The sequence below is a fragment of the Pseudomonas tohonis genome, from assembly GCF_012767755.2.
Classification (GTDB): Bacteria; Pseudomonadota; Gammaproteobacteria; order Pseudomonadales; family Pseudomonadaceae; genus Metapseudomonas; species Metapseudomonas tohonis.
Map to the genome: position 1 here is coordinate 827,737 of NZ_AP023189.1, position 26,825 is coordinate 854,561.

The 26,825-nt window shown below is 66.6% G+C and carries 27 protein-coding genes; 17 read left to right on the forward strand and 10 right to left on the reverse strand.

The annotated features are described in order from the left end of the window. Window position 1: 1 nt before the first annotated feature. On the forward strand, window positions 2-769 hold the full coding sequence (locus HSX14_RS03760) for a TerB family tellurite resistance protein (RefSeq protein WP_173179806.1): 768 nt from the start codon (window positions 2-4) through the stop codon (window positions 767-769). Window position 770: 1 nt separating this feature from the next. Here the strand turns inward: HSX14_RS03760 and HSX14_RS03765 are convergent, their stop codons facing one another. Beyond that, a complete protein-coding gene (locus tag HSX14_RS03765) occupies window positions 771-1,823 on the reverse strand; it encodes an alpha/beta hydrolase family protein (RefSeq protein WP_173179808.1) in 1,053 nt (350 codons plus the stop codon). Window positions 1,824-1,967: 144 nt separating this feature from the next. Here HSX14_RS03765 and HSX14_RS03770 point away from each other — a divergent pair, with 144 nt between their 5' ends. The 12 genes from HSX14_RS03770 (at window position 1,968) to trpC (ending at window position 15,191) form a co-directional block, all read left to right on the forward strand. Next, window positions 1,968-4,367 carry a PAS domain-containing sensor histidine kinase gene (locus tag HSX14_RS03770; protein ID WP_173179810.1) on the forward strand — a complete coding sequence of 800 codons (2,400 nt, stop codon included), beginning with the start codon at window positions 1,968-1,970 and terminating at the stop codon, window positions 4,365-4,367. Beyond that, window positions 4,364-4,993: a response regulator gene (locus tag HSX14_RS03775; RefSeq protein ID WP_173179812.1), complete on the forward strand. Its 630-nt coding sequence runs from the start codon at window positions 4,364-4,366 to the stop codon at window positions 4,991-4,993. Before HSX14_RS03770 ends, HSX14_RS03775 begins: the two co-directional genes overlap by 4 nt. 153 nt (window positions 4,994-5,146) lie before the next feature. After that, window positions 5,147-6,256, forward strand: coding sequence for an ABC transporter ATP-binding protein (locus tag HSX14_RS03780; protein WP_173179814.1), 1,110 nt, complete (start codon window positions 5,147-5,149; stop codon window positions 6,254-6,256). Window positions 6,257-6,308: 52 nt separating this feature from the next. Further along, window positions 6,309-7,340: an ABC transporter substrate-binding protein gene (locus HSX14_RS03785; RefSeq protein ID WP_173179816.1), complete on the forward strand. Its 1,032-nt coding sequence runs from the start codon at window positions 6,309-6,311 to the stop codon at window positions 7,338-7,340. A 69-nt stretch (window positions 7,341-7,409) separates the two neighbouring features. Continuing rightward, a complete protein-coding gene (locus tag HSX14_RS03790) occupies window positions 7,410-8,642 on the forward strand; it encodes an ABC transporter permease (RefSeq protein ID WP_111262245.1) in 1,233 nt (410 codons plus the stop codon). An 11-nt stretch (window positions 8,643-8,653) separates the two neighbouring features. Beyond that, window positions 8,654-9,481, forward strand: coding sequence for an ABC transporter permease (locus tag HSX14_RS03795; protein ID WP_021221606.1), 828 nt, complete (start codon window positions 8,654-8,656; stop codon window positions 9,479-9,481). Window positions 9,482-9,617: 136 nt separating this feature from the next. Next, the gene (gene rpe / locus HSX14_RS03800; RefSeq protein WP_173179818.1) at window positions 9,618-10,286 is read left to right on the forward strand and encodes a ribulose-phosphate 3-epimerase; all 669 of its coding nucleotides are present in this window, start codon (window positions 9,618-9,620) and stop codon (window positions 10,284-10,286) included. Continuing rightward, window positions 10,286-11,125: a phosphoglycolate phosphatase gene (locus tag HSX14_RS03805; RefSeq protein WP_173179820.1), complete on the forward strand. Its 840-nt coding sequence runs from the start codon at window positions 10,286-10,288 to the stop codon at window positions 11,123-11,125. Before rpe ends, HSX14_RS03805 begins: the two co-directional genes overlap by 1 nt. Before the next feature lie 90 nt (window positions 11,126-11,215). Then, complete coding sequence (gene trpE, locus HSX14_RS03810; RefSeq protein WP_173179822.1) at window positions 11,216-12,703, forward strand: anthranilate synthase component I; 1,488 nt, start codon at window positions 11,216-11,218, stop codon at window positions 12,701-12,703. 10 nt (window positions 12,704-12,713) lie between these two features. After that, window positions 12,714-13,307, forward strand: coding sequence for an aminodeoxychorismate/anthranilate synthase component II (locus tag HSX14_RS03815; RefSeq protein ID WP_173179824.1), 594 nt, complete (start codon window positions 12,714-12,716; stop codon window positions 13,305-13,307). Window position 13,308: 1 nt separating this feature from the next. Further along, window positions 13,309-14,358, forward strand: coding sequence for an anthranilate phosphoribosyltransferase (trpD, locus tag HSX14_RS03820; protein ID WP_173179826.1), 1,050 nt, complete (start codon window positions 13,309-13,311; stop codon window positions 14,356-14,358). Next, window positions 14,355-15,191: an indole-3-glycerol phosphate synthase TrpC gene (gene trpC / locus HSX14_RS03825; RefSeq protein WP_173179828.1), complete on the forward strand. Its 837-nt coding sequence runs from the start codon at window positions 14,355-14,357 to the stop codon at window positions 15,189-15,191. Before trpD ends, trpC begins: the two co-directional genes overlap by 4 nt. Before the next feature lie 53 nt (window positions 15,192-15,244). Here the strand turns inward: trpC and crp are convergent, their stop codons facing one another. Next, window positions 15,245-15,889 (reverse strand): cAMP-activated global transcriptional regulator CRP, encoded by a 645-nt coding sequence (gene crp / locus HSX14_RS03830; protein WP_021221613.1) that lies wholly within the window; start codon window positions 15,887-15,889, stop codon window positions 15,245-15,247. Window positions 15,890-16,128: 239 nt separating this feature from the next. Between crp and HSX14_RS03835 the strand changes: the two genes are divergently transcribed. Beyond that, window positions 16,129-16,551, forward strand: a complete 423-nt coding sequence (locus tag HSX14_RS03835; protein WP_111262236.1) for an OsmC family protein — start codon at window positions 16,129-16,131, stop codon at window positions 16,549-16,551. Between the two features lie 226 nt (window positions 16,552-16,777). Next, entirely contained in the window at window positions 16,778-17,572 is a 795-nt protein-coding gene (gene speD / locus HSX14_RS03840) for an adenosylmethionine decarboxylase (RefSeq protein ID WP_111262235.1), read from the forward strand. 127 nt (window positions 17,573-17,699) lie between these two features. Here speD and coq7 read toward each other — a convergent pair whose 3' ends face one another. From coq7 to HSX14_RS03855, 3 genes are all read right to left on the reverse strand, one after another. Next, the gene (gene coq7, locus HSX14_RS03845; protein ID WP_111262234.1) at window positions 17,700-18,347 is read right to left on the reverse strand and encodes a 2-polyprenyl-3-methyl-6-methoxy-1,4-benzoquinone monooxygenase; all 648 of its coding nucleotides are present in this window, start codon (window positions 18,345-18,347) and stop codon (window positions 17,700-17,702) included. Window positions 18,348-18,415: 68 nt separating this feature from the next. After that, entirely contained in the window at window positions 18,416-19,225 is an 810-nt protein-coding gene (locus tag HSX14_RS03850; RefSeq protein WP_173179830.1) for a formylglycine-generating enzyme family protein, read from the reverse strand. Beyond that, the gene (locus HSX14_RS03855) at window positions 19,225-19,563 is read right to left on the reverse strand and encodes a histidine triad nucleotide-binding protein (RefSeq protein ID WP_173179832.1); all 339 of its coding nucleotides are present in this window, start codon (window positions 19,561-19,563) and stop codon (window positions 19,225-19,227) included. The genes HSX14_RS03850 and HSX14_RS03855 overlap by 1 nt, the downstream gene beginning before the upstream one ends. An 89-nt stretch (window positions 19,564-19,652) precedes the next feature. Here HSX14_RS03855 and HSX14_RS03860 point away from each other — a divergent pair, with 89 nt between their 5' ends. Further along, window positions 19,653-21,134 (forward strand): AAA family ATPase, encoded by a 1,482-nt coding sequence (locus tag HSX14_RS03860; protein WP_173179834.1) that lies wholly within the window; start codon window positions 19,653-19,655, stop codon window positions 21,132-21,134. Between the two features lie 40 nt (window positions 21,135-21,174). Here the strand turns inward: HSX14_RS03860 and HSX14_RS03865 are convergent, their stop codons facing one another. The 5 genes from HSX14_RS03865 to hemJ form a co-directional block, all read right to left on the reverse strand. After that, entirely contained in the window at window positions 21,175-21,963 is a 789-nt protein-coding gene (locus tag HSX14_RS03865; RefSeq protein ID WP_173179835.1) for an SDR family NAD(P)-dependent oxidoreductase, read from the reverse strand. Between the two features lie 53 nt (window positions 21,964-22,016). Beyond that, on the reverse strand, window positions 22,017-23,129 hold the full coding sequence (locus HSX14_RS03870; protein ID WP_173179837.1) for a DUF805 domain-containing protein: 1,113 nt from the start codon (window positions 23,127-23,129) through the stop codon (window positions 22,017-22,019). Between the two features lie 96 nt (window positions 23,130-23,225). Further along, window positions 23,226-24,488 carry an alanine racemase gene (locus tag HSX14_RS03875; protein WP_173179839.1) on the reverse strand — a complete coding sequence of 421 codons (1,263 nt, stop codon included), beginning with the start codon at window positions 24,486-24,488 and terminating at the stop codon, window positions 23,226-23,228. Then, on the reverse strand, window positions 24,485-25,447 hold the full coding sequence (locus HSX14_RS03880) for an NAD(P)H-dependent flavin oxidoreductase (protein ID WP_173179841.1): 963 nt from the start codon (window positions 25,445-25,447) through the stop codon (window positions 24,485-24,487). Before HSX14_RS03880 ends, HSX14_RS03875 begins: the two co-directional genes overlap by 4 nt. A gap of 30 nt (window positions 25,448-25,477) precedes the next feature. Beyond that, window positions 25,478-25,903, reverse strand: coding sequence for a protoporphyrinogen oxidase HemJ (hemJ, locus tag HSX14_RS03885; RefSeq protein ID WP_173179843.1), 426 nt, complete (start codon window positions 25,901-25,903; stop codon window positions 25,478-25,480). A gap of 191 nt (window positions 25,904-26,094) precedes the next feature. Here hemJ and HSX14_RS03890 point away from each other — a divergent pair, with 191 nt between their 5' ends. Then, the gene (locus HSX14_RS03890) at window positions 26,095-26,820 is read left to right on the forward strand and encodes a DUF6776 family protein (protein ID WP_228723539.1); all 726 of its coding nucleotides are present in this window, start codon (window positions 26,095-26,097) and stop codon (window positions 26,818-26,820) included. The last annotated feature ends 5 nt before the right edge of the window (window positions 26,821-26,825 follow it).

Genomic DNA, 26,825 nt, shown 5'->3' on the forward strand with positions numbered 1-26,825 from the left:
GATGTTCTGGCCCGTCACGCTGCTCGGCGTCATCGCCGGCCTGTTCATCGCCAGCATTCCCGGCGCGCTGCTCGGCGGCCTGCTCGGCCAGGTGGTGGATCGGCGGCTGAAGCTGGATTCCTGGGCCAGCCTGCGCGATCGGCTACGGCGCAGTGCTGCCGTCGCACAGGAGGACCTGCTGTTCCTCATGCTGGGCCGCCTGGCCAAGAGCGAGGGCCGGGTGCTGGAGCTGCATATCCAGCAGGCGCGTGCCGAGATGCGTCGCCTGGGGCTGGACGACGCCGGGCAGCGTCGTGCCATCGCCGCGTTCACCCGCGGCAAGGCCGAGCAGGTGGAACTGCGTGGGCCCCTGCGAGGCTTGCGCTACCAGCGTGCGCAAGGCGAGGCGCTGTTGCGCAGTTGCTGGCAGATGGCGGCGGCGGATGGCCGGGTGGGGCAGCGCGAGCGCGAACTGATCCTGCTCTGGGGCAAGTGGCTGGATTGGCCGGCGGACCAGGTGGAAGCGCTGTGCGCCGGCTTCGATGTGCCCAGCGGCGCGCCGGTGCGGCGTGGCAGTGCCTACCAGGATGCGTTGTCGCTTCTGGGCGTGAACGCCAACAGCGAGCCGGCGGCGATCAAGCGCGCCTACCGCCGCCTCATCAGCCAGAACCATCCGGACAAGCTGGCCGGTGCGGGGGCCAGCCCGCAGCGGGTGCGCGAGGCCACCGAGAAGACCCGCGAGCTGCACCACGCCTACAGCCTGATCCGCGAGCGTCACGGTTTCCGCTGAGTCAGATACCGGGCGACTGCGGGATGATGGGCGCCGGTGCGGCCGCCGGCGCCCGCTTGCCCGGAGCCTGCAGATGGGCGTCCAGCCAGCCGCGCACCCGCCGGAACAACTGCTCCTGGTCCGCGTCGCGATTGGGCAGGGACTTCAGGCCCACCTGCACATAGGCCGGGTGCTTGTCGCGCTTGCTCGCCTGCAGGCGCTTGAGGGCGGCGGCGCTGTCCAGCGGCTTGTCCTGGTAGAAGAAATCGCCGATCGCCTGCTTGAGCTTGGGCGCCGACTCTTCCAGTGGCGGGCCGTAGCCGGGGGGGACTTCGGCCTCCACCAGCACCAGATTGTCGATGCCGCTGGAAGACGAATCGCTCAGCGCCTGCACCGCCCAGTAAGCGCCACTGCCGTGGCCCAGCAGGACGATGGTCTTCGGGCTCTGCTGGTTGACGAACACGATGGCCGCCTGGATGCGTGCCGCGATCCGCGTGGCCTGTGCCTTGCGTTCCTCCTCGGCGCTGAGAACGGGTCGACCCGGGTCGGTGGAGGGCTCGGCGCTGCCGGCCTGCTCGGGCGTGGGGGGTGGCGTGGCCGGGTCGGCCTTCTCGGTTTTCGCGTCGCCGGCGGCGGGCGGTTCGGCCTGCTCGACCGGACGGGGCGGCGGCTCATTGCCCCTGGGGTCGGGCAGGGTCAGGCTGAGGCTGTGCCAGCCGATGTCCGGCAGTTTGCTGCGCAACGGGGCGATCGCCCGCGGCCAGTCGGCGCTCTCGCCATCGCCGGGCAGCAGGATCACCACGCCGCTGGGCTCGGCCACGTTGGCCGGTTTCCACAGGGCCAGGAAACTGTCCTCGCCGGCCTTCAATTGCTGCTGTTCCTTCTGCGGCAGCTGGCGTTCGAGGGCGGTGGCGTCCTCCTGGCTGCGCTCCTCCAGGGGCGCGCGCTCCACCGGGGTTTGCGCAGGGGCGGCCCCGTCCTCGCCCGCGGCCGGCGGTTCTTCACCCCAGGCGGCGGCCGGCAGCAACAGGGCGAGGCAAAGGGCGGCGAGTGTCGGGCGGGGGACTCGGAGCATCTGAGGATTCCACGGGGTGGCCATAGGCAGGCAGCCTAATGGCTGGGCCGGTATTTGTCAGGCGCACCTTCGCCTCGGCGGGGCTGCTGGAGTAAGGTACGTCGGCTTCGTTCTCGGCAGCCTGGGCTGTGCGGTGTCTCCTGCATGATTCGTTCGTTGTGTCTCCTCCTTCTCGCCTGCTGCCTCGCCGCCTCCCTGGCCGCAGCCCCCGCGCCCGCGCCCGTCGCGCTGGACCCGGCCCTGCGCCAGTGGCTGGACCAGCACCCCCAGCTGCGCGCCGGTGTCGTCCTGCAGGCGCCCTACGCTCAACTGGACCGGCGCCTGCAGCAGCTGTCCGGGGTCAACGTCGAGCTGCTCGACTGGGTCGCCACGGCGCTCGGCGTGCCCCTGGTCTGGCGCACCTTCGCCGACAACGCCGAGCTGGAGAACGCCCTGCGTACCGGCCAGATCGACCTCGCTCCCGGCCTCAGCCAGACCCCCGCAGGCCTGCGCCTGTGGCTGTTCTCCGATCCCTACATGCGCGTGCCGCAACTGGTGGTGGGCGAGCGGGGCAACGGCGGCGCCGTGGATATCGAGAAGCTCGGCAGCGACGAGCCGGTCGCGGTGCGCTCGCCCAGCGCGGTGGCGGACTACCTGCGCGCCACCTATTCCGGCGTCCTGGTACAGCCGGTCGGCAGTGAGCGCCAGGCCTTGCGCGCGGTGCTGGAACAGCAGGTGAAGTACGCGGTGATCGACGAGGCGCAGCTCAGCCGGCTGTCGCGCGAACAGGAGTTCTCCGGCCTTGCGGTGGTCGGCGACATCGGCTTCCCCCAACTGCTGCGGGTCGCCACGCGGCGCGACTGGCCGCAGCTCTCCACGGCGGTGGACGCCGCCCTGCGCACCATCCCGCCGAAGGACCTGGACCAGCTCCACGAGCGCTGGCTGCAGCCTAAATACCCGCGCATCGGCGAGTCGCCCGGCTTCTGGCAGAACCTCGCCCTGCTCTTCGGCGTGCTGCTGCTCAGCGCGGCGGCGATCATCTACTGGCTGCGTCGCCAGCAGCGTGCGCTGGAGAAGCGCCTGCTCGAGGCGCGCCATGCCATCCAGCTGCGCGAGGCGGCGGAAGAGGCGCTGCGCCTGACCCAGTTCTCCATCGACCACAGCACCGTGGGCATCCTCTGGGTCAACTGGGACAGCCACGTGCGCTATGCCAACCGCGCGGTGGAACAGATGCTGGGCTACGCGGCCGGCGGTCTCACCGATCGCCCCCTGGCGCACATCCAGCCGCAGCTGGACATGGATCGCTGGCTCAGCCTCTGGCGCCGTGCGCGCAACCACGACGAGAGCGCCCAGGCGTTCGAGACCGCCTGCCGTCGCGCCGACGGCAGCGAGATGCCCGCCGACGTGTCGCTCAGCTTCCTGCGCTTCGGCACCTCGGAATACCTGGTGGTGTTCCTCACCGATGTCACCGAGCGGCGCCGTGCCCACGCCGCGCTGGAGGAGAGCGAGGCACGCCTCAAGGGCATCGCCTCCAACGTGCCGGGGCTGGTCTTCCGCCTCGAACGCCCGCGTGCCGGCGAAGATGCTGACTTCGCCTTCATCGGCGCCGGCAGCGAGGCCCTGGTGGGCTATGGCGCCCGTGAGCTGCTGGAGACCGGTCGCGGCATTCGCGGCCTGGTGCACCCGGACGATGGCGACGGCTACTGGGCCAGCCAGATGGCCGCCCTCGATGCCGACCGCGACTGGCACTGGCAGGGCCGCATCCTCACCCGCGACGGCCAGTTGCGCTGGGCCGACATCAAGGCCAGCGCGCGGCTCTTCGAGGACGGTCGGGCCACCTGGGATGGCGTGGTCTGGGACATCACCGACAACAAGCAGACCGAGCTCGAACTGGCCGCCTCCCGCGCCCAGTTGCGTGATCTCTCCGCGCACCTGGAAAGCGTGCGGGAAGAGGAGAAGGCACGTATCGCCCGCGAGGTGCACGACGAACTGGGCCAGGTGCTCACCGTGCTCAAGCTGGAGACCTCCATGTGCGAGCTGGCCTACGGCGAGCTGGACCCCGGCCTCGGCGAGCGGCTGAACAGCATGAAGCGCCTGATCGCCCAGCTGTTCCAGCTGGTGCGCGACGTGGCCACGGCGCTGCGCCCACCGATCCTCGACGCCGGCATCGCCTCGGCCATCGAATGGCAGGCGCGGCGCTTCGAAGCGCGCAGCGGCATTCCCTGCCTGGTGCGGGTGCCGGATTCGCTGCCGCAACTGTCGGATGCCAAGGCCATCGGCCTGTTCCGCATCCTCCAGGAGGCGCTGACCAATGTGCTGCGCCACGCCCGGGCCCACAGCGTCGAGGTGGCGCTGGAGCGCGACGGCGACGACCTGCAATTGATCATCAGCGACGATGGCGCGGGCTTCGACCCGCAGGCCTGCCGCCCCGGCGCCTCGTTCGGCCTGGTGGGCATGCGCGAACGGGTGCTGATGCTGGGCGGCGCGCTGTCGATCGACAGCGCGCCGGGAGAGGGCACCACGCTGGTGGTGCGCATCGCTTTGGACAAGGAGAAGAACGCGTGATCCGAGTACTGGTGGCCGAAGACCACACCATCGTCCGCGAGGGCATCAAGCAGTTGATCGGCCTGGCCAAGGACCTCTGCGTGGTGGGCGAGGCGAGCAACGGCGAGCAGTTGCTCGAAACCCTGCGCCAGACGCCCTGCGAGGTGGTGCTGCTGGATATCTCCATGCCCGGCGTCAACGGCCTTGAGGCCATTCCGCGCATCCGCGCGCTGACCAGCCCGCCGGCGGTGCTGGTGCTCTCGATGCACGACGAGGTGCAGATGGCGGCGCGTGCACTGAAGATCGGCGCCGCCGGCTACGCGACCAAGGACAGCGACCCGGCCCTGTTGCTGACGGCGATCCGCAAGGTCGCCTCCGGCGGGCGCTACATCGACCCGGAGCTGGCCGATCGCATGGTCTTCGAGGTCGGCCTGACCGATTCGCGCCCGCCCCACGCGTTGCTTTCCGAACGTGAATTCTCGGTGTTCGAGCGCCTGGTGAAGGGCGAGGGTGTCAACGAGATCGCCCAGCACCTGGCCGTCAGCGGCAAGACGGTGAGCACCCACAAGGCGCGGCTGATGCAGAAGCTCGGCGCCCATTCGGTGGCCGACCTGGTCAAGTACGCGGTGGAGCACAAGCTGGTCTGAATACCTGATCGGGTCGCTGGGAATTGTAGGGCTCGCCCTACACGCGATCCTCCGACGGCCTTATAGCAATCTCTCATAGCGCCCGATTTGCGTGGCTTGCCGGCTTCTCTAGTCTCTGGGAACGGCATAAACAAAAATCAAAAAGGTGCGGTGATGGCCTCCATTCCGGCGAACGATGTACTGGTCAGCTTCCGTGGCGTGCAGAAGAGCTACGACGGCGAGTCGCTCATCGTCAAAGACCTCAACCTGGACATTCGCAAAGGCGAGTTCCTGACCCTGCTGGGCCCCTCCGGCTCCGGCAAGACCACCAGCCTGATGATGCTCGCCGGGTTCGAGACCCCGACCAATGGCGAGATCCTCCTGGCCGGCCGCTCGATCAACAACGTGCCGCCGCACAAGCGCGACATCGGCATGGTGTTCCAGAACTACGCGCTGTTCCCGCACATGACGGTGGCCGAGAACCTGGCCTTCCCGCTCACCGTGCGCGGCATGAACAAGACCGATATCAGCGAGCGCGTGAAGCGTGCACTGTCCATGGTCCAGCTCGACAGCTTCCGCAACCGCTACCCGGCGCAGCTCTCCGGCGGGCAGCAGCAGCGCGTGGCCCTGGCCCGTGCCCTTGTGTTCGAACCGCAGCTGGTGCTGATGGACGAGCCGCTGGGCGCGCTCGACAAGCAGCTGCGCGAGCACATGCAGATGGAGATCAAGCACATCCACCAGCGCCTGGGCGTGACGGTGGTGTACGTGACCCACGACCAGGGCGAAGCGCTGACCATGTCCGACCGCGTGGCCGTGTTCCACCAGGGCGAGATCCAGCAGATCGCCCCGCCGCGCGAGCTCTACGAGTCCCCCAGCAACACCTTCGTGGCCAACTTCATCGGTGAGAACAACCGGCTCAACGGCCAGTTGGTCAGCCGTGACGGCGAGCGCTGCGTGGTCAGCCTGGCCCGTGGCGAGAAGGTCGAGGCGCTGGCGGTCAACGTCGGCCAGCCGGGCGAGCCGGTGACCCTGTCGATCCGCCCCGAGCGGATACGCCTGAACGGCGGCAGCGAGAGCTGCGCGAACCGTTTCTCCGGCCGCGTCGAGGAGTTCGTCTACCTGGGCGACCACGTGCGCATCCGCATGGAGGTCTGTGGCAAGCCCGACTTCTTCGTCAAGCAACCCATTGCCGAGCTCGACCCCGCATTGGCGGTAGGCGACGTGGTGTCCCTCGGTTGGCAAGTGGAGCACGTGCGCGCACTGGACCCGCTGATAGCGGACTGACGACGCGGCGGCACCCCGGCATTACCCACCCAGCACTATGGAGAAAACAACAATGTCCAAATCCTTGAAGCTCACTGCCCTTGCGTTGGGGCTGGCATGCGCCGCACAGGCCATGGCAGCCGACCTGACCGTCGTTTCATTCGGCGGCGCGAACAAGAACGCCCAGGTGAAGGCGTTCTACGAACCCTTCCAGGCGTCCACCAGCAACAAGATCATCGCCGGCGAGTACAACGGCGAGATGGCCAAGGTGAAAGCCATGGTCGATACCGGCAGCGTTTCCTGGAACCTGGTGGAGGTCGAATCCCCCGAGCTGTCCCGCGGCTGCGACGAGGGCCTGTTCGAGGAGCTGGACCCGGCCCAGTTCGGCAAGGCCGAGGACTTCGTTCCTGGGGCCATCCAGCCCTGCGGCGTCGGCTTCTTCGTCTGGTCCACCGTGCTGGCCTACAACGCCGACAAGCTTAAGACCGCGCCCGCCAGCTGGGCCGATTTCTGGGACACCACCAAGTTCCCGGGCAAGCGCGGCCTGCGCAAGGGCGCCAAGTACACCCTGGAATTCGCCCTGATGGCCGACGGCGTCGCGCCCAAGGACGTCTACACCGTGCTCGCCACCAAGGAAGGCCAGGACCGCGCGTTCAAGAAGCTCGACCAGATCAAGCCGAGCATCCAGTGGTGGGAAGCCGGCGCCCAGCCGCCGCAGTTCCTCGCCTCGGGCGACGTGGTCATGAGCTCCGCCTACAACGGCCGCATCGCCGCCGTGCAGAAGGAGAGCAACCTGAAGGTGGTGTGGACCGGCGGCATCTATGACTTCGACGCCTGGGCCATCCCGAAAGGCGCCAAGGATCAGGAAGCCGCACTGAAGTTCATCGCCTTCTCGGTCAAGCCCGAGCAGCAGAAGATCTACTCCGAGAACATCGCCTACGGTCCGGCCAACAAGCAGGCGGTGCCGCTGCTGGACAAGGGCCTGCTCAAGGACATGCCGACCACGCCTGAGAACATCAAGGACCAGGTCGCCATGAACGTGACCTTCTGGGCCGACTACGGCGAGCAGCTGGAGCAGCGCTTCAACTCCTGGGCCGCCAAGTAACCGGCCACCCAGCACATCCCCTCCTCCTCGCGGGGGAGGGGAGTACCCAGAGATCCACCGGAGTTCGCCATGGCCACCCTCGTCGCCGGCCCGACCCTCAAGCAACGCCTCGCGCGTGCCGAGCGGGTCAACCGCCTGAAGTCCCAGGCCCTGATCCTGCCGCTGCTGCTGTTCCTCCTGCTGACCTTCCTGGTCCCCATCGGCACCCTGCTCTACAAGAGCGTGAGCAACCCCGAGGTGGTCGGCTCGCTGCCGCGTACCGTCGAGGCGATCACCGCCTGGGACGGCAAGGCGCTGCCCGATGAGCCGGCCTACAAGGCCCTGGCCGAGGACCTCGCCGCCGCGCGCAAGAACCAGACCATCGGCGATCTTTCCAAGCGCCTGAACATGGAGCTGGCCGGCTATCGCAGCCTGATGGCCAAGACCGCCCGCGCCTTGCCGTTCAAGGAGACCCCCGCTTCCTACAAGGACGCGATGGAAGGCCTCGACGAGCGCTGGGGCGACCCGGCCTACTGGCAGGCGATCCGCCGCAATGCATCGAGCCTGACCCCCTATTACCTGCTGGCGGCCGTCGACCATCGCATCGACGACCTCGGCGAAGTCGCCCCGGCGACGCCGGACCAGGCCATCTACCTGGACATCTTCACCCGCACCTTCTGGATGGGCGCGGTGATCACCCTGATCTGCCTGGTGCTGGCCTACCCGCTGGCCTACCTGCTGGCCAACCTGCCGACGCGCAAGAGCAACCTGCTGATGATCCTGGTGCTGCTGCCGTTCTGGACCTCGATCCTGGTGCGCGTGGCGGCCTGGATCGTGCTGTTGCAATCCGGTGGCCTGATCAACGGCGCGCTGCTCAAGCTGGGCCTGATCGACCAGCCGCTGCAGCTGGTGTTCAACCGCACCGGCGTGTACGTGGCGATGGTGCACATCATGCTGCCGTTCATGATCCTGCCGATCTACAGCGTGATGAAGGGCATCTCGCCCACCTACATGCGTGCGGCGATCTCCCTCGGCTGCCACCCCTTCGCCAGCTTCTGGCGGGTGTACTTCCCGCAGACCGTGGCCGGTGTCGGCGCGGGCTGCCTGCTGGTGTTCATCCTGTCCATCGGCTACTACATCACCCCGGCGCTGCTGGGCAGCCCGAACGACCAGATGGTCAGCTACTTCGTCGCCTTCTTCACCAACACCACCATCAACTGGGGCATGGCCACGGCCCTGGGCGGCATGCTGCTGCTCGCCACCATGGTGCTCTACGTCGTCTACAGCTGGCTGGTGGGCGCCGGCCGCCTGCGCCTGGGTTGAGGAGATAAGAAATGCTGAGTCCCTACATGTCCCCGGTCGAGCGCCTGTGGTTCTACACCCTGCGCATCCTCTGCGGCCTGGTGCTGCTGTTCCTGATCCTGCCGGTGCTGGTGATCATCCCGCTGTCGTTCAACTCGGGCACCTTCCTGGTCTACCCGCTGCAGGGGTTCTCGCTGCGCTGGTACGCCGACTTCTTCGGTTCCGCCGAGTGGATGCGCGCGCTGACCAACAGCATCATCGTGGCGCCGGCCGCGACCTTGCTGGCGATGGTCTTCGGCACCCTGGCCTCCATCGGCCTGACCCGTGGCGAGTTCCGCGGCAAGGCGCTGGTGATGAGCCTGCTGATCTCGCCGATGGTTGTGCCGGTGGTGATCATCGGCGTCGCCAGCTACCTGTTCTTCGCCCCGCTGGGCCTCGGCAACAGCTACCTGTCGCTGATCCTGGTGCATGCGGTGCTCGGCGTGCCCTTCGTCATCATCACCGTGTCGGCCACCCTGCAGGGCTTCAACCACAACCTGGTGCGCGCCGCCGCCAGCCTGGGCGCGCCGCCGCTGACCGCGTTCTTCCGCGTGACCCTGCCGCTGATCGCGCCGGGGGTGATCTCGGGGGCGCTGTTCGCCTTCGCCACCTCCTTCGACGAAGTGGTGGTGACGCTGTTCCTCGCCGGCCCCGAGCAGGCCACCCTGCCGAGGCAGATGTTCAGCGGCATCCGCGAGAACCTCAGCCCCACCATCGCGGCGGCGGCGACCCTGCTGATCGGTTTCTCCGTGGTGCTGTTGCTGGTGCTGGAATGGCTGCGCGGGCGCAGCGAGAAGCTGCGCACCTCGATGCCGGAATGACCGCCTGATGCGGTGCGAACGGGGAGCTCAGGCTCCCCGTTTGCGTGGTGGCTGATCATCGCTGACGTATGACAAAGCCTTGGAAGCGGACTCAGGCTACAATCCGCGCCACCGTGATTCTGCTCCGAGGTCTGTCATGCAACCCTTCGCCATCGCACCGTCGATCCTTTCCGCCGATTTCGCCCGCCTGGGCGAGGAAGTCGACAACGTGCTCGCCGCTGGCGCCGATATCGTCCACTTCGACGTGATGGACAACCACTACGTGCCCAACCTGACCATCGGCCCGATGGTCTGCTCGGCACTGCGCAAGTACGGCGTCACCGCGCCCATCGACGTGCACCTGATGGTCTCCCCGGTGGATCGCATCATCGGCGACTTCATCGAGGCCGGCGCCACCTACATCACCTTCCACCCGGACGCCTCCCTGCACGTCGACCGCTCGCTGCAGCTGATCCGCGATGGCGGCTGCAAGGCCGGCCTGGTGTTCAACCCGGCAGCGGGCCTGGATGCGCTGAAGTACGTGATGGACAAGGTCGACATGATCCTGCTGATGAGCGTGAACCCCGGCTTCGGCGGGCAGAAGTTCATCCCCGGCACCCTCGACAAGCTGCGTGAGGCGCGTGCGCTGATCGACGCTTCCGGCCGCGACATCCGCCTGGAGATCGACGGCGGCGTCAACGTGAAGAACATCCGCGAGATCGCTGCCGCGGGCGCCGACACCTTCGTCGCCGGCTCGGCCATCTTCAACACGCCGGACTACGCCGAAGTCATCGCCGCCATGCGCGCCGAGCTGGCCCAGGCCTGATGAGCGCCCTGCAGCGGCTGTTCGACGGGCGCCTGCCGCGCCTGGTGATGTTCGACCTGGACGGCACCCTGGTGGACTCGGTCCCCGACCTTGCCGCCGCCATCGACCACATGCTCGTGACCCTCGGCCGACCGGCCGCGGGCATCGAGCGGGTGCGCGAATGGGTCGGCAACGGTGCCCGGGTGCTGGTGCGTCGCGCGCTGGCCGGCGGCCTCGATCATGCTGCCGTGCATGACGAGGATGCCGAGAAGGCGCTGGCGATCTTCATGGAGGCCTATGCCGACAGCCATTCGCTGACGGTGGTCTACCCGGGCGTCGCCGAGACCCTCAAGTGGCTGAAGAAGAAGGGCGTCGAGCTGGCGCTGATCACCAACAAGCCGGAGCGCTTCGTCGCCCCCTTGCTGGACGAGATGAAGCTCGGGCGCTACTTCCCGCTGATCATCGCCGGCGACACCCTGCCCCAGCAGAAGCCGGACCCGGCGGCGCTCCTGCACGTGATGCACATGACCGGCACCAGCCGCAGCGAGTCGTTGTTCATCGGCGACTCGCGCAACGACGTGCTGGCGGCCAAGGCGGCCGGCGTGCAATGCGTGGCGCTGAGCTACGGCTACAACCACGGCCGGCCCATCAGCGAAGAGGAGCCGGCACTGGTGGTGGACGACCTGCGCGAGCTGCTGCCTGGCGGTTGCGCGGCACACGGCGCTGCGCTAATGTCGCCCGACTCCCCAGATCATCTGCCTCACAGAGATAGAAACGTGCTGGTTCCCTGCAAGCGTTGGCTCGAACGAGCCGGAATGAAGATCATCAAGGCCGCGGCCCGTTGGCGCTGGCGCGCCTGATTCGATTCTGGCCGGATACCTGCTCCGGCGCGCTCGCACACCGACGTTTTTCTCCAGGAGCCTCCGGGCTCCTCGCCCACGAGGCTGATCATGACCCGCGATGAATTCCTGCGTTTGGCCGCCCAAGGCTACAACCGCATCCCGCTCGCCTTCGAAACGCTGGCGGATTTCGACACCCCCCTTTCCCTCTACCTGAAGCTGGCCGACACGCCCTTCTCCTACCTGCTCGAATCGGTGCAGGGCGGTGAGAAGTGGGGCCGCTATTCGATCATCGGCCTGCAAAGCCGCACCGTGCTGCGCGCCCACGGCCACCAGGTCAGCGTCAGCGTCGATGGCGAGGTGGTGGAGCGTGAGGAGAGCGAGGACCCGCTGGGCTTCGTCGAGGCCTTCAAGGACCGCTACCAGGTGGCGCCCATCCCCGGGCTGCCGCGCTTCAACGGTGGGCTGGTGGGCTACTTCGGCTATGACTGCGTGCGTTATGTCGAGAAGCGCCTGGCCAACTGCCCGAACCCCGATCCGCTGGGCACCCCGGACATCCTGCTGATGGTTTCCGACGCGGTGGTGGTGTTCGACAACCTGGCGGGCAAGCTGCACGCCATCGTGCTGGTCGACCCGGCCGCGCCCGACGCCTACGAACGTGGGCAGGCCGCGCTGGCCGAGCTGCGCGAGAAGCTGCGCCTGCCGATCACCCCGCGCCTGGGCGTGGACCCGGCGCTGCAGTTGACCGAGGACCTGCCCTACCGCTCCAGCTCGACCCGCGAGGACTACGAGCAGGCGGTGCGCGAGATCAAGGAATACATCCTCGCCGGCGACTGCATGCAGGTGGTGATCTCCCAGCGCATGACCATCGACTTCAAGGCTGCGCCCATCGACCTGTACCGGGCGCTGCGCTGCTTCAACCCGACGCCCTACATGTACTTCTTCAACTTCGGCGACTTCCACGTGGTGGGCAGCTCGCCGGAGGTGCTGGTGCGCGTCGAGGACGGCCTGGTCACCGTGCGCCCGATCGCCGGCACCCGGCCGCGTGGCGCCACCGAGGAGGCCGACCTGGCGCTGGAGGAGGACCTGCTCTCCGACGCCAAGGAGATCGCCGAGCACCTGATGCTCATCGATCTGGGACGCAACGACGTCGGTCGCGTATCCGCAACCGGCTCGGTGAAGGTCACCGAGAAGATGGTGATCGAGCGCTATTCCAACGTGATGCACATCGTCTCCAACGTCACCGGGCAGCTGAAGGAAGGCGTCTCGGCCATGGACGCGCTGCGTGCCATCCTGCCGGCCGGCACCCTCTCCGGGGCGCCGAAGATCCGCGCGATGGAGATCATCGACCAGCTCGAGCCGGTCAAGCGTGGCGTCTACGGCGGTGCCGTGGGCTACCTGGCCTGGAACGGCAACATGGACACCGCCATCGCGATCCGCACGGCGGTCATCAAGGACGGCCAACTGCACGTGCAGGCGGGCGCGGGAATCGTCGCCGACTCGGTCCCGGCACTGGAATGGGAGGAGACGCTGAACAAGCGCCGCGCCATGTTCCGTGCCGTGGCTCTCGCCGAACAGACCGCCAAGACCGACGCCTGAGGATCGCCCCATGTTGCTGATGATCGACAACTACGACTCTTTTACCTACAACGTGGTGCAATACCTCGGTGAGCTGGGCGCGGACGTGCACGTGATCCGTAACGACGAGCTTTCCGTCGCCGAGATCGAGGCACTGAACCCCGAGCGCATCGTGGTCTCCCCCGGCCCCTGCACCCCCACCGAAGCGGGGGTCTCCCTCGAGGTGATCAAGCACTTCGCCGGCAAGCTGCCGATTCTGGGCGTATGCCTGGGCCACCAGAGCATCGGCCAGGCCTTCGGCGGTGATGTGGTGCGCGCGCGCCAGGCCATGCACGGCAAGACCAGCCCCGTGTTCCATGAGGACCAGGGCGTGTTCGAAGGGCTGAACAACCCGCTGACCGTGACCCGCTACCACTCGCTGATCGTGAAGCGCGAGACGCTGCCGGAGTGCCTGGAAATCACCGCCTGGACCCAGCACGCCGACGGCGCGGTGGACGAGATCATGGGCCTGCGCCACAAGACGCTGAACATCGAGGGTGTGCAATTCCATCCGGAATCCATACTCACCGAGCAAGGCCACGAGCTGTTGGCCAATTTCCTCAAGCAACAAGGCGGGGTGCGCTGAGATGGATATCAAGGAAGCCCTCAACCGCGTGGTCAACCAGCTGGACCTGACCACCGAGGAAATGCAGGACGTGATGCGCCTGATCATGACCGGGCAGTGCACCGACGCGCAGATCGGTGCCTTCCTCATGGGCATGCGCATGAAGAGCGAGACCATCGACGAGATCGTCGGGGCGGTCTCGGTGATGCGCGAGCTGGCCAGCCGCGTGGAGCTGGAATCGATGGCGCGGGTGGTCGACGTGGTCGGCACCGGTGGCGATGGCGCCAACATCTTCAACGTCTCCTCGGCCGCCAGCTTCGTGGTCGCCGCGGCAGGCGGCAAGGTCGCCAAGCACGGCAACCGCGCGGTGTCCGGCAAGACCGGCAGCGCCGACGTGCTGGAAGCGGCCGGCATCTACCTGGACCTGAAGCCCGAGCAGGTGGCGCGGTGCATCGAGCACGTCGGCGTCGGCTTCATGTTTGCCCAGGTCCATCACAAGGCGATGAAATACGCCGCCGGCCCGCGCCGCGAGCTGGGCCTGCGCACCCTGTTCAACATGCTCGGCCCGCTTACGAATCCGGCCGGTGTGAAGCACCAAGTGGTCGGGGTGTTCAGCCAGGCGCTGTGCCGCCCGCTGGCCGAGGTGCTCAAGCGCCTGGGCAGCGAGCACATCCTGGTGGTGCATTCGAAGGACGGCCTGGACGAGATCAGCCTCGCCGCGCCGACCCATGTCGCCGAGCTGAAGGACGGCGTGGTCACCGAGTACCAGGTGCAGCCCGAAGACTTCGGCATCAAGAGCCAGAGCCTGATCGGCCTCGCCGTGGACAGCCCGCAGCAGTCGCTGGAGCTGATCCGTGACGCGCTGGGGCGGCGCAAGACCGAGAATGGCCAGAAGGCCGCCGAGATGATCGTGCTCAACGCCGGTGCCGCGCTCTATGCGGCGGACCATGCGAGCACCTTCAAGGAAGGCGTGCAGCTCGCCCATGACGCCCTGCACACCGGCCTCGCCCGCGAGAAGCTGGACGAGCTGGCCTCCTTTACCGCGGTGTTCCGAGTGGAGAATGAAGCGTGAGCATCCCAACCGTTCTTGAAAAGATCCTGGCCCGCAAGGCCGAGGAAGTCGCCGAGCGCCGCCTGCGCGTGCCCTTCTCCGAGCTCGAGGCCCTGGCCCGCGCCGCCGATGCGCCCCGTGGCTTTGCCCGCGCCATGCTGGAGCAGGTCGCGCGCAAGCAGCCGGCGGTGATCGCCGAGATCAAGAAGGCGTCGCCGAGCAAGGGTGTGATACGCGAGGACTTCGTGCCGGCGCAGATCGCCCGCAGCTACCAGGACGGCGGTGCGACCTGCCTCTCGGTGCTGACCGACATCGATTTCTTCCAGGGCGGCGATGCCTACCTGCAGGAAGCCCGCGCTGCCTGTTCGCTGCCGGTGATCCGCAAGGATTTCCTCATCGACCCCTACCAAGTGGTCGAGGCAAGGGCGCTGGGCGCCGACTGCGTGCTGCTGATCGTCTCGGCGCTGTCCGATGCGCAGATGGGCGAACTGGCGAAGACCGCCAAGGACGTGGGGCTGGATGTACTGGTGGAGGTGCACGATGGCGATGAGCTGGAGCGTGCGCTGAACACGCTGGACACCCCGCTGGTGGGGATCAACAACCGTAACCTGCACACCTTCGAGGTCAGCCTGGAGGCCACCCTGGACCTGCTGCCGCGGATTCCGCGCGATCGTCTGGTGATCACCGAAAGCGGCATCCTCAATCGCGCCGACGTCGAGCTGATGGAGGTGAGCGAGGTGTTCGGCTTCCTCGTGGGCGAGGCGTTCATGCGGGCCGAGGAACCTGGCACCGAGTTGCGCCGGCTGTTCTTCCCCGAGCGTGGCGGGGTGAGCCGGGCGGTCGATCCTGACTGACGGAAGTGCACATGGAAAAGCCGGCGTCCTGCCGGCTTTTTCATGTGCGCGTCTCAGCGGGTACCGAATACCACCATGGTCTTGCCCTTGACGTGTACCAGGCCCTGTTCCTCCAGGCTCTTGAGTACGCGTCCGACCATCTCCCGCGAGCAGCCGACGATGCGACCGATTTCCTGGCGGGTGATCTTGATCTGCATGCCGTCCGGGTGAGTCATGGCGTCGGGCTGCTTGCAGAGGTCCAGCAGGGTACGAGCGACACGGCCGGTGACGTCGAGGAATGCCAGGTCGCCGACCTTGCGCGTGGTGTTGCGCAGGCGATCCGCCATCTGGCTGCCCAGGGCGTAGAGGATCTCCGGGTCCTGCTGGGTCAGTTCACGGAACTTGGCGTAGCTGAGTTCAGCGACTTCGCATTCCGTCTTGGCCCGTACCCAGGCGCTGCGTTCCTTCTCGGTTCCTTCCTTTTCGAACAACCCCATCTCGCCGAAGAAGTCCCCGGAGTTGAGATAGGCGATGATCATTTCCCGGCCGTCGTCATCCTCGATGAGGATGGTGACCGAGCCCTTGATGATGAAGAAGAGCGTCTCGCAGCGGTCACCCGCGTAGATGATGGTGCTCTTTGCCGTGTAACGACGGCGGTGACAGTGCGCTAGCAGCTTGTCGAGGTTCTTGATTTTAGGTGTGAGGGTAATAGCTACCATGCCCGAGTCCCGAAATTTTGAAGGTAAGCCTTTGTCCAACAGGCACTTTCTTATTAGTTATCTGGCTAAGTGTGCCAGTTATCCGGCGTCAGCTTAACAGACGGACCGTGACCGGTGATCCGAAATTGAGACGCAGGTAACAACTGCCGGGGAACTAAACGACCAACGTATGTGACACGCGGCGCCTCCCAGGCGCTGTGATAAGCTGGCGACCCTTTTTTTCAGCCTGGAGTCTGGCGATGAAAGCGCGTATCCAGTGGGCGGGCGAAGCCCTCTTCCTCGGCGAGTCCGGCAGCGGCCATGCCGTGGTGATGGACGGTCCGCCGGAAAGCGGCGGTCGCAACCTCGGCGTGCGTCCGATGGAAATGCTGCTGATCGGCCTGGGCGGCTGCACCAACTTCGACGTGGTGAGCATCCTCAAGAAATCCCGCCAGCCGGTGGAGAGCTGCGAAGCCTTCCTCGAGGCCGAGCGCGCCGACGAGGACCCCAAGGTGTTCACCAGGATCCACGTGCACTTCGTGGTCAAGGGCCGCGGCCTGAAGGAGGCGCAGGTCAAGCGCGCCGTCGAGCTTTCCGCCGAGAAATACTGCTCCGCCTCCATCATGCTCGGGCGCGCCGGCGTCGAGATCACTCACGATTACGAGATCGTCGAGCTCGGCTGATCGGCATACACCCGATCATCATATTCGGGGCGCAGACTCTGGCAGGTGACGCCCGTCGACTGCATAATGCGCCCCCTCGTTTTTCCGGGGCACTCCGCCCCAGAACCGATAACCACAATCGCCATCGCGAAGAGGTGTAAACCGTCCTACGCAGAAGTCACTGTGCGCTTCTGACGGGCATGCTCAACAACGCGGCAGGGCCGCAATGAACAGAGAGTTCCCAACGGTGAAAAGCAAACTCAAGCTCCACGGGTTCAACAACCTGACGAAGACCTTGAGCTTCAACATCTATGACATCTGCTATGCAGAGACCCCCGAGGACCAGCAGGCCTACGTCCAGTACATCGACGAAGAGTACGACGCCGAGCGCCTGACCCAGATCCTCACCGACGTGGTCGACATCATAGGTGCGAACATCCTCAACATCGCCCGCCAGGATTACGATCCCCAGGGCGCCAGCGTGACCATCCTCATTTCCGAGCAGCCGGTGACGCCCACCGACAGCCAGATCGAGGAGTCCCCCGGCCCGCTGCCCGAGACCATCCTGGCCCATCTGGACAAGAGCCACATCACCGTTCACACCTACCCGGAAATCCATCCGGTGTCGGGGATCGCGACCTTCCGCGTGGACATCGACGTTTCCACCTGCGGCGTGATTTCACCCCTGAAGGCGCTCAACTACCTGATCCACCAGTTCGACTCGGACATCGTCACCGTCGACTATCGCGTGCGTGGCTTCACCCGCGATGTGGAAGGTCGGAAGCACTTCATCGACCACGAGATCAACTCGATCCAGAACTACCTCTCCGACGATACCCAGGACGCGTACCAGATGACGGACGTGAACGTGTACCAGGAGAACCTGTTCCACACCAAGATGCTGTTGAAGAACTTCGACCTGGACAACTACCTGTTCGGCGACGCGACCTCCAACCTGACCGCTGAGCAGCGCAAGCAGGTCGAAGAGCGCGTCCGGCATGAGATGCTGGAAATCTTCTACGCGCGCAACATGCCGCGCTGACGCGCGGGGGCTGCAAGCTCGAAGCCGCAAGCTACAAGTGGAAAGCACAAAGGGCGCCTAGGCGCCCTTTGTCGTTTTTGCAGTCTGTCGTTTTCTTGCAGCTTGAGGCTTGCAGCTTGCCGCTGCGTCAGACCCTATAGGTGCTCTTGGTCATCACCTTGGAAAGCAGCGTCATGCCGAACTTCACCGGAGCGGGGAAGCGCAGGCCGCCGGCCTCCAGCGCGGTGGTGGCGTGGTGCTCTTCGTCCGTGCGCATCTGCTCGAGGATGGCGCGGGACTTGGCGTCCTCGGCGGGGATCTGCTGCAGGTGGTCGTCCAGGTGCTTGCAGACCTGGTCCTCGGTGGCGGCGACGAAGCCGAGGCTGACCTTGTCGCTGATCAGGCCGGCGACGGCGCCGACACCGAAGGACAGGCCGTAGAACAGCGGGTTGAGCACGCTGGGGCGGCCCCCCAGCTCGCGGATGCGTTGCTCGCACCAGGCCAGGTGGTCGATCTCTTCCTCGGCGGCGTGCTCCATGGCCTTGCGCACTTCCGGCAGCTTCGCGGTCAGTGACTGACCCTGGTACAGGGCCTGGGCGCAGACTTCACCGGTGTGGTTGATACGCATCAGGCCGGTGACATGGCGGCTGTCCGCCTCGCTCATGGGCGCTTCGTCCTGCAGGTTCGCCGGGTTGGGGCGATAGGGCTGGCCCTTGAAGGGCAGCAGGGTCTTGAGGGCCGCATCGGCCTGGAGCAGGAAGCGGTCAACGGGGGAGTACTGGCGTTCGGTGGCCATGGGGCACCTCCGGTAGGCAAGAATGCCCGGCAGTTTACCCCATCGGACCTGCCCGGGTTTGATCGGGATCACTGCAGCTCGCGCAGCACCCGGAAGCCCAGTGCGTAGTCGTCGTGCCCCGGCTGCTTGAGATCACGCAGGCTGGTTCGCAGGTAGGAAGGTCCGCTGTTCCAGGCGCCACCCCGCACTACGCGCGGGCTGCGGTCGAGCAGCGCCGCAGTCTGCGTCTCGCTGCCGTCGAAGGGGGCGACGAAGCGCGAGGCGGTCCATTCCCAGACGTTGCCGGCGGTGTCGTGCAGCCCGAAGGCGTTGGCCGGGTACTGGCCCACCTGCGCGGTCTTGCCGCGGATCGCATTGGGCGTGCCGCAGCCCCGGCAATGGGCGCGTGGTGCGCTCTCGCTGCTGTCCAGCTCGTCGCCCCACGCGTAATAGCCACGGCTACCGGCCCGCGCGGCGTATTCCCATTCCGCCTCGGTGGGCAGCCGGTAGCGCTGGCCCGTGGCCTTGCTCAGCCAGTCGCAGTAGGCGCGGGCGTCGAACCAGCTCACGTGGATCACCGGGCGCTGCCCGGAAAGGCCCCAGCCTTCGTTGTCGGGCATCGGCTTGCCGGTGGCGCTCGCGTAGCGCTGCCAGTCGTCGAAGGTCAGCTCGACGCGACCGATGGCGAAGGGTTTATCGATGACCACGCGATGGGGCGGGCGCTCGTTGTCGTTGCCGCGCCCGGTTGCATCGCCCATGAGGAATTCGCCCGCAGGGACCACCACCAGCTCGGGGCCCTGGGCGCCGTCCGGCAGTGCATCACGCAGGCGCTCGCCGGCCTGCTGGGCCAGGGCGGCGAGCGGTAGCAGCGAGAGGGCGAGGAGTAGCGTGCGGCGCATCAGCCCGGTGGCCAGTGCAGCTGGCGCTGACCGAGCACGTGCATGTGGATGTGGTAGACGGTCTGGCCGCCCAGCTCGTTGCAGTTCATCACCACGCGGAAGCCTTCTTCGCAGCCCTGTTCCTTCGCCAGGCGCTGGGCGGTGTGGACGATATGCCCGGTCAGCGCCTTGTCGTCCTCGGTGAGGTCGTTGAGGGTGGCGATGTGTTTTTTCGGGATCACCAGGAAGTGCACCGGGGCCTGGGGGGCGATGTCGTGGAAGGCGATCACGTGATCGTCTTCATAGAGCTTGCGCGCGGGGATGTCCCCAGCGACGATTTTGCAGAACAGACAGTCCACGGACATTCTCCGGCCTGTTATAAGAAGCCCCCGAGTTTAGCGGCGCGTGTTTATCCCGGCCAGCCTGCCTGGCCGCACAAGGAGCCTGTGTGAAGAACGACATCCACGATCTGGGGCTGGTGCTGGACTCCAAGGTCAAGCTCATCGTCATCGAGTCCTGGGACGAGCAGCGCGTGCTGGAGACCCTGACCACCCTGGCGGTCAAGCGCGGGCTCGGCCTGTTCACCTGGGCGGTGACGGAGGGCCTGCAGCGCCTCGGTTTCGGTGGCGACCCGGTGGGCGATGGCGCGAGCACCGATGCGGAAGCCGCGTTGCGCCTGATCAAGGCCGACCCGCAACCCAATCTCTACGTGATGTGCGACCTGCACCCCTTCTTCGACGACAACCCCAAGCTGGTGCGCCTGCTCAAGGAAGTCGCCATGGCCGAGGCCATTCACAAGCCGACCCTGGTGCTGGTCTCCCACGCGATGAAGCTGCCCGCCGAAGTGCAGCGCTACAGCGCGCGCTTCAGCCTGGCGTTGCCGAGCGAAGACGAGTTGCTGGCCATCGTCCGCGAAGAAGCCGCGCGCTGGAGCGAGCGCAACCGTGGCGCTCGCGTGCGCACCGACAACCGCACCCTGCAGCAGGTGGTGAAGAACCTGCGCGGCCTCAGCCATGGCGAGGCGCGCTCGCTGGCGCGCAACGTGATCTGCGATGACGGCGCCATCACCCAGGAAGACCTGCCGGAGCTGAACAAGACCAAGTTCCAGCTGCTCGATCTGGAAGGCGTGCTCAGCTTCGAATACGACACCGCGCGCTTCGCCGACGTCGGCGGGCTGGGCAACCTCAAGCGCTGGCTGGGCGAGCGACAGAGTGCCTTCATGGAAGCCAAGCCGGCCAACATGCCCAAGGGCGTGTTGCTGGTGGGAGTGCAGGGCGGCGGCAAGAGCCTGGCAGCCAAGGCGGTGGCCGGTCTCTGGGGGCTGCCGTTGCTGCGCCTGGACTTCGCCTGCCTGTACAACAAGTTCTTCGGCGAGACCGAGCGCAACCTGCGCGATGCCCTCAAGCTGGCCGAGCAGATGGCGCCCTGCGTGCTGTGGATGGACGAGCTGGAGAAGGGCCTGGCCAGCGGCGACCAGGACGGCGGCGTGAGCCAGCGCGTGCTGGGCACCCTGCTGACCTGGATGTCGGAGCGCAAGGCGCCGGTGTTCATGGTGGCCACCGCCAACGCCATACACCGCCTGCCGCCGGAGCTGGTGCGCAAGGGGCGCTTCGACGAGCTGTTCTTCGTCGACCTGCCTGGCGCCGAGGTGCGGGCCGAGATCTTCCGCATCCACCTGTCCCGCCGCGATATCGACCCCGCTCAGTTCGATCTGCCGGTCCTTGCGGCATCCAGCGACGGTTTTTCCGGCGCCGAGATCGAGCAGGCGGTGGTGGGGATGCTCTATGCCGCGCAGGCCGCCCAGGTCGGCGTGAGCCAGGCGCTGCTGCTGCAGCAGTTGCTGGGTACGGCGCCGCTGTCGGTGGTGATGGCCGAGGAGCAGGCCAAGTTGCGGGCTTGGGCGGACGGGCGTTGCGTGAAGGCCGATTGAAGCGGCCGGATATGAAGAAAGGCGCCTCGCGGCGCCTTTTCTATTTGGGGAGGTAGGCCTTGTTGATGCGCCCGGCCAGGCGCCGGACCAGCCAGCGCGGCGACAGGCGCGGGCTCATCGCCAGCAGGCGGTTGCGCCAGCCGGGGATGATGATGGCGCGGTTCTTCTCCAGCGCCTTCACGGTGATCAGCGCGACTTCCTCGGCGCTCATCATCAGCTTGCTGCCTTCGAGCTTCTCGCCGGCCATCCGCGCACCACGGAAGAATGCGGTGCGGGTCGGGCCGGGGCAGAGCACCGAGACGCCGACGCCATGGACCTTGAGCTCTTCGCGCAGCCCTTCGGAGAAGTGGAGCACGTAGGCCTTGCTGGCGTAATAGTTGCTCATCCAGGCGCCAGGCTGGAAGCCGGCGACCGAGGCGACATTGAGGATCTGGCCGATGCCACGGCTGGCCATGGCGCCGCCGATTTCATGGCAGAGACGGGCGAGGGCGAGGACGTTGAGCTCGATGAGCTCCTGTTCGCGGCTCCAGTCCTGTTCGACATAGAGGCCGGACGTGCCGATGCCGGCGTTGTTCACCAGCAGGTCGATTTCCCGCTCGCCCTGGTTCAGCTCATGCAGCAGCCCGGAGAGTTGCAGGGGTTCGGAGAGGTCGCAGGTGCGGTAGAGCACTTCCACGCCGAAGCGCTGGGTCAGTTCGTAGGCGATGCTCTCCAGTGCGTCGCGTTGCCGGGCCACCAGGATCAGATGGCGGCCCCGGCGTGCCAGGGCTTCCGCCAGGGCGAGGCCGAGGCCGCTGGAGGCGCCGGTAATCAGGGCAAAACGAGGCATCGCGAATCTCCGTGTCGGGGCCGGGTTGGACAACGTCAGCCCCGGGAGGTTGCTCAGTTGGACTCGAACTCTTCCTGGTCGGCGGGTGCTTCCGCCTCAGCCGGGTCGGCGGACTCGGAGGGGTCGACGTACTCGCCTTCCTCGGTGGGTTCCGCGTACTCGCCGTCGGCCGGGGCTTCGTAGCTGCTCATCTCGGAGCGTTCCACGTAATCCTGGTAGGCCGGGATGCTGATGGCCGCGAGGATGCCGAAGACGACGGGGATGACCAGCCACATCCAGGCCAGGACCTTGACTGCGGTGGTGTTCGGCGGCGGCGGTGGGCCGAAGCGGTTGACGCCGGTGGTACCGGGGATGAACAGCAGCAGCAGGGGGAAGACGCTGCCGACGATGGGCACGAAGTTCAGCAGGTAGAGCCAGCCGGACCAGCCGATGTCGTGAAGGCGCTGGACGTTGATCTGCACGCTCACGACGATGGCGGCGATACCCAGCACGGCCGCGAGGAGGCCACCGACCACCGGGTGGATGGCGAAACCGATGCCGGCGCCGACGCCGATCACCACCAGCAGCGCGACCATGAACACGAAGGACCAGGCCAGGTAGCGCACCCGGCCGATACGGCCGGTGATGCCGAACGGACGCAGCTCGCAGTACTGCGGCAACGCTTCGCCGACTTGCGCCTGCGGGGTGGCATAGGGCGAGGTCGCAGTGCCGGCCACGGCGGAGGCGGTTGCCTGTGCGCTTTCGGCCAGTTGGGCCTGACGCGCCAGGTACTTCTCGATGATGATGCCGCAGGCCTGGCATTCGACGGACCTGGCCTGCTCATGGCCGCATTTGGGGCAGGTCATGGTTCCGGTGTCCTGCTCGGCTTCGACGGCGGCCAGGGTTTCCGGGTTGGGATGGTCCTCGGTTTCCACCAGGCTGAAGCCGGCGGCGAGGTCCTGCTCCTTGCGCACCTGGGCACCGGCGCGCTGCAGGGCGGCCAGGTACTTGTCCGCCTCGACTTCCTCGAGGTCGCGCTTTAGCGCAACGGGGCGTCCACCGAACAGGCTGTCGATCTTGCTGGCATCGCTCTTGAAGAGCTTGGCCAGGTTCTCCTTCACGGTCTCCAATGCCACACCGGGCATCAGTTCTCCTTCGAAGACGATCTTGTAGCGGGCATCGGACATGCGGGCATCCTTGTCGGCGGCTGGTTAGGGATGGCACAGCGTAATGGTGGCGCACCCTGCGGCACAAGCGGCCTGCCGCACAAAAAGCGGAGCCGGTCAGGCGGCGGGTTGTGGCTTCCAGGTGCCGACCAGCTTGCCGTGGCGGAGCAGGCGCAGTTCGCCGAAGCGGTCGAACAAGCCTTCGCAGAGCAGGGGGCGCAGGAACACCCAGTCGTCCACGGCGAGTGCAGTGCCGGCGGAGCCGACCAGGCGCTCCTGGTTGGCACTGCGCCCGTAGATGCCGTCATAGGCCAGACCCTCGGGCGAGACCGGCTGCGCCGGCCAGCGGCCGCCATACAGGTAGTAGGCGTTGTGCCGGTTGGGGTTCCAGGCTTCGAGCGCGCCCTGTGCCTGTTGCAGGTAGGGGAGGGTGCCGCTCTGCATCTTGAGCACCGGGGTGGCGATCCAGATCGCGCTCTGGTGGCTGGCCAGGAGGGGGGTATCGAACTCGAGGGGCTTGAGCAGGGCCGAGCCGATCGCGACTTCGCTCAGCGGCGTCGGGCCCTTGGCGTGCAAGGGGTAGGTGAGGCTGCCGGCGCCGTTGAGCAAGGGCTCCCGGGGCCAGATGGCGGGGAAGCCCCGTGCGGCCTCGATGAAGGTCGTGTAGCGCGCATTGGCGGCCTCGAACGCATCCTGGCTGCCGGTCCAGAAGGGGGCATGGGCCACCTGGGCGTCATAGCCCATCAGGCCGCGCAGGTGCAGCAGCGGCTGGTTGCCTGCCAGCAATCGCAGGGTTTGCGCCAGGCTCGCGGCGTCCGGGTGGCCGCCGCGCTGCAGGCCGATGTCGATCTCCAGCGCGATGCTCATGGGTTTTTGCAGGGCCTGGGCCAGTTCGAGGTACTGGGCCAGGCGTTGCGGACTATCGACCAGCCAGGTGAGCTGGCGCGATGGGTCGAAGGGCTGGCCGTTGCCCAGTTGCTGGTAGAAAGCGAGCGCTGCCGCGACCGGTAGCGGCTTGCCCAGCAGCAGGTCGGCATCTGGGAAGGCTTGGGCCAGCTGGTTGATCTGGGGTTGGTGGAAGACCATGAAGCGGCGTGTATCCAGGCGCTTGGCGAGGTACTCGAGCAGCCCGTTGGAGGCCAGGGATTTGGCGACCAGACGCAACGGCAGCGTGCCGAGGCGCTGGGCGAGCAGGTCGGCGTTGGCATCGAGCCGGTCGAGGTCGATGACCAGTTGCGGCACGCCACCGCCTTCCTGTTTCAACAGGTTCTGCAGGCTGGCGAAATAGGGCGCATGGGGGCGGCCCTGGTCGCCGGGGCGCATGCCCCACAGCCCGAGCGCTCCGAGTGCACCCAGGCCGAGCAGGTGCCGACGCTTCATCCCGGCCAGCGCTGGCCGAGGCGGCTCGCCCGCTGGGTGGCGGCACGGTACTCGTGGTCGAGGCGTGTGATCAGTTCTTCGACCGTCGGCAGGTCGTCGATGTCGCCCACGCCCTGGCCGGCGGACCAGACGGTCTTCCAGGCCTTGGCCTCGTCGCTGATGGGCTTGAGCTTCTCGCCGTAGTTGATGTCGGCCTTGTCGGTCAGGCGCTTGAGGTCGTAGCCGGCGGCTTCGAGGCTCTGGCGCATGAAGCTGGCCGGGACGCCGGAGACGGCCGGGGTGTGGACGATGTCGGCGGCTCGGGCGTCGAGGATCATCTGCTTGTAGGGGCTGTCGGCGTTGCTCTGGCGGGTGGCGATGAAGCGGGTGCCGAGGTAGGCGAGATCGGCACCGAGCATCTGTGCGGCGAGGATCTCGTGACCGTGGTTGAGGCAGCCGGCCAGGAGCAGCGTCTTGTCGAAGAACTGGCGTATTTCGGCGACCAGGGCGAAGGGGCTCCAGGTGCCGGCATGACCACCGGCGCCGGCCGCCACGGCGATCAGGCCGTCGACGCCGGCTTCCGCTGCCTTCTCGGCATGACGACGGGTGGTGACGTCATGGAACACCAGGCCGCCGTAGCTGTGCACCGCATCGACCACCTCCTTCACCGCGCCCAGGCTGGTGATGACGATGGGGACCTTCTTCTCGACGCAGATGGCCAGGTCGGCCTGCAGGCGCGGGTTGCTGTGGTGGACGATGAGGTTGACCGCGAAGGGGGCGGCATCTGCCTGCAGGCCCGCTTCGATCTCGTCGAGCCAGGCGCGGAAGCCCGCACTGTCGCGCTGGTTGAGCGCGGGAAAGCTGCCGACGATGCCCGCATTGCTGCAGGCCAGGACCAGCTCCGGGCCGGAGACCAGGAACATGGGCGCGGCGACGACGGGCATGCGCAGGCGTTGTTCGAGCAGGGCGGGCAGTGACATCGGGCGTTCCTCGTGTGGGGCAGTCGGGAGTCAGAAGGGTTTGATCACCACCAGGATGACGATGGCGAGCAGGAACAGGACCGGGACTTCGTTGAACCAGCGGTAGAACACGTGGCTGCGGCCGTTCTCGCCACGGGCGAAGCGCTTGAGCATGGCACCGCAGACGTGGTGGTAGCCGATCAGCAGGAACACCAGGGTGAGCTTGGCGTGCAACCAGCCCTGTTTGAGCCAGGCGGGGTTGAGGTAGAGCATGCCGGCGCCGAGCAGCAGGGTGAGGATCATGGACGGCTGCATGATGCCGCGGTAGAGCTTGCGCTCCATGATGCAGAAGCGCTCGCGGCTGGGCGTGTCTTCGGCCGAGGCGTGGTAGACGAACAGGCGAGGCAGGTAGAAGAGGCCGGCGAACCAGCATACGACGGCGATGATGTGGAAGGCCTTGAGCCAGAGATAGAGCATTGGATGTTCCCTGATGTGAGGTGGGTCCGATAGTAGAGGCTCCGGCGGTCATGCGTCACCTCGGCGGTTGGCCCTTGGCCGATGCGGCTTTATCATCGGCGGCTTTCCGGTCTCAGGGTGCGGTCGATGTCCAAGCTAGCCATTCGCGATGGCGTTCTGTCTCCCCGACCGCCCTCTGCCGTGCTTCGCTGATGTCGCGCTGGGAGGTCCGAATCAGTGACCCGCGCCGTGAACGGCTGGTGCGCTGGTTGGTAGTGGTGCTGCTGCTGGCGCTGCCGGTCGCGTTCTTCGTGGGTGGCTGGTTGCGTGCCGAAGGCTTGGCGGATGCCGTGGCCGAACGAGACAGCCTGCGCGCTCAGCTGGATGAGCGCACCCGTGCGCTCGATCAGCTGCAGCAGCGCCAGGCGGTGCTGGAAAGCGGCGAGCGACTGGGCCACCAGGCCAATGAGCAGAGCCGCCAGAGCATCAAGATGATGGAAGAGCAGGTTTTCAAGTTGCAGCAGGAGCTGGCGTTCTACCGGGGCGTGCTGGCGCCGGACAGCCGCCGGGAGGGACTGCGCATCCGTGCCTTCGAATTGCACGGCACGGACCAGCCGCAGAGATTCCGTTTCCGGCTGATGCTCAGCCGGGTCGGCAAGGATGACCAGCCGATCAAAGGCACGTTGCGGGTTCGGGTGATCGGTCGCCAGGATGGCAAGGAGGAGAGCCTGGAGTTGGCTGCACTCTCCAGCGAGATGGCGCAGCAGGATGTCGGTTTTTCCTTCAAGCACTTCCAGGCGATTCCCGAGGCGGGACGTTTCGCCGAACTGGAGTTGCCCGAAGGTTTCAGTCCCCGTCAGGTAAAGGTGCGCGCGCAGGTGGACGGCCAGCAGAAACCGCTGGAGCGCACATTCGAATGGATCGACGAGGAGTCATGACGATC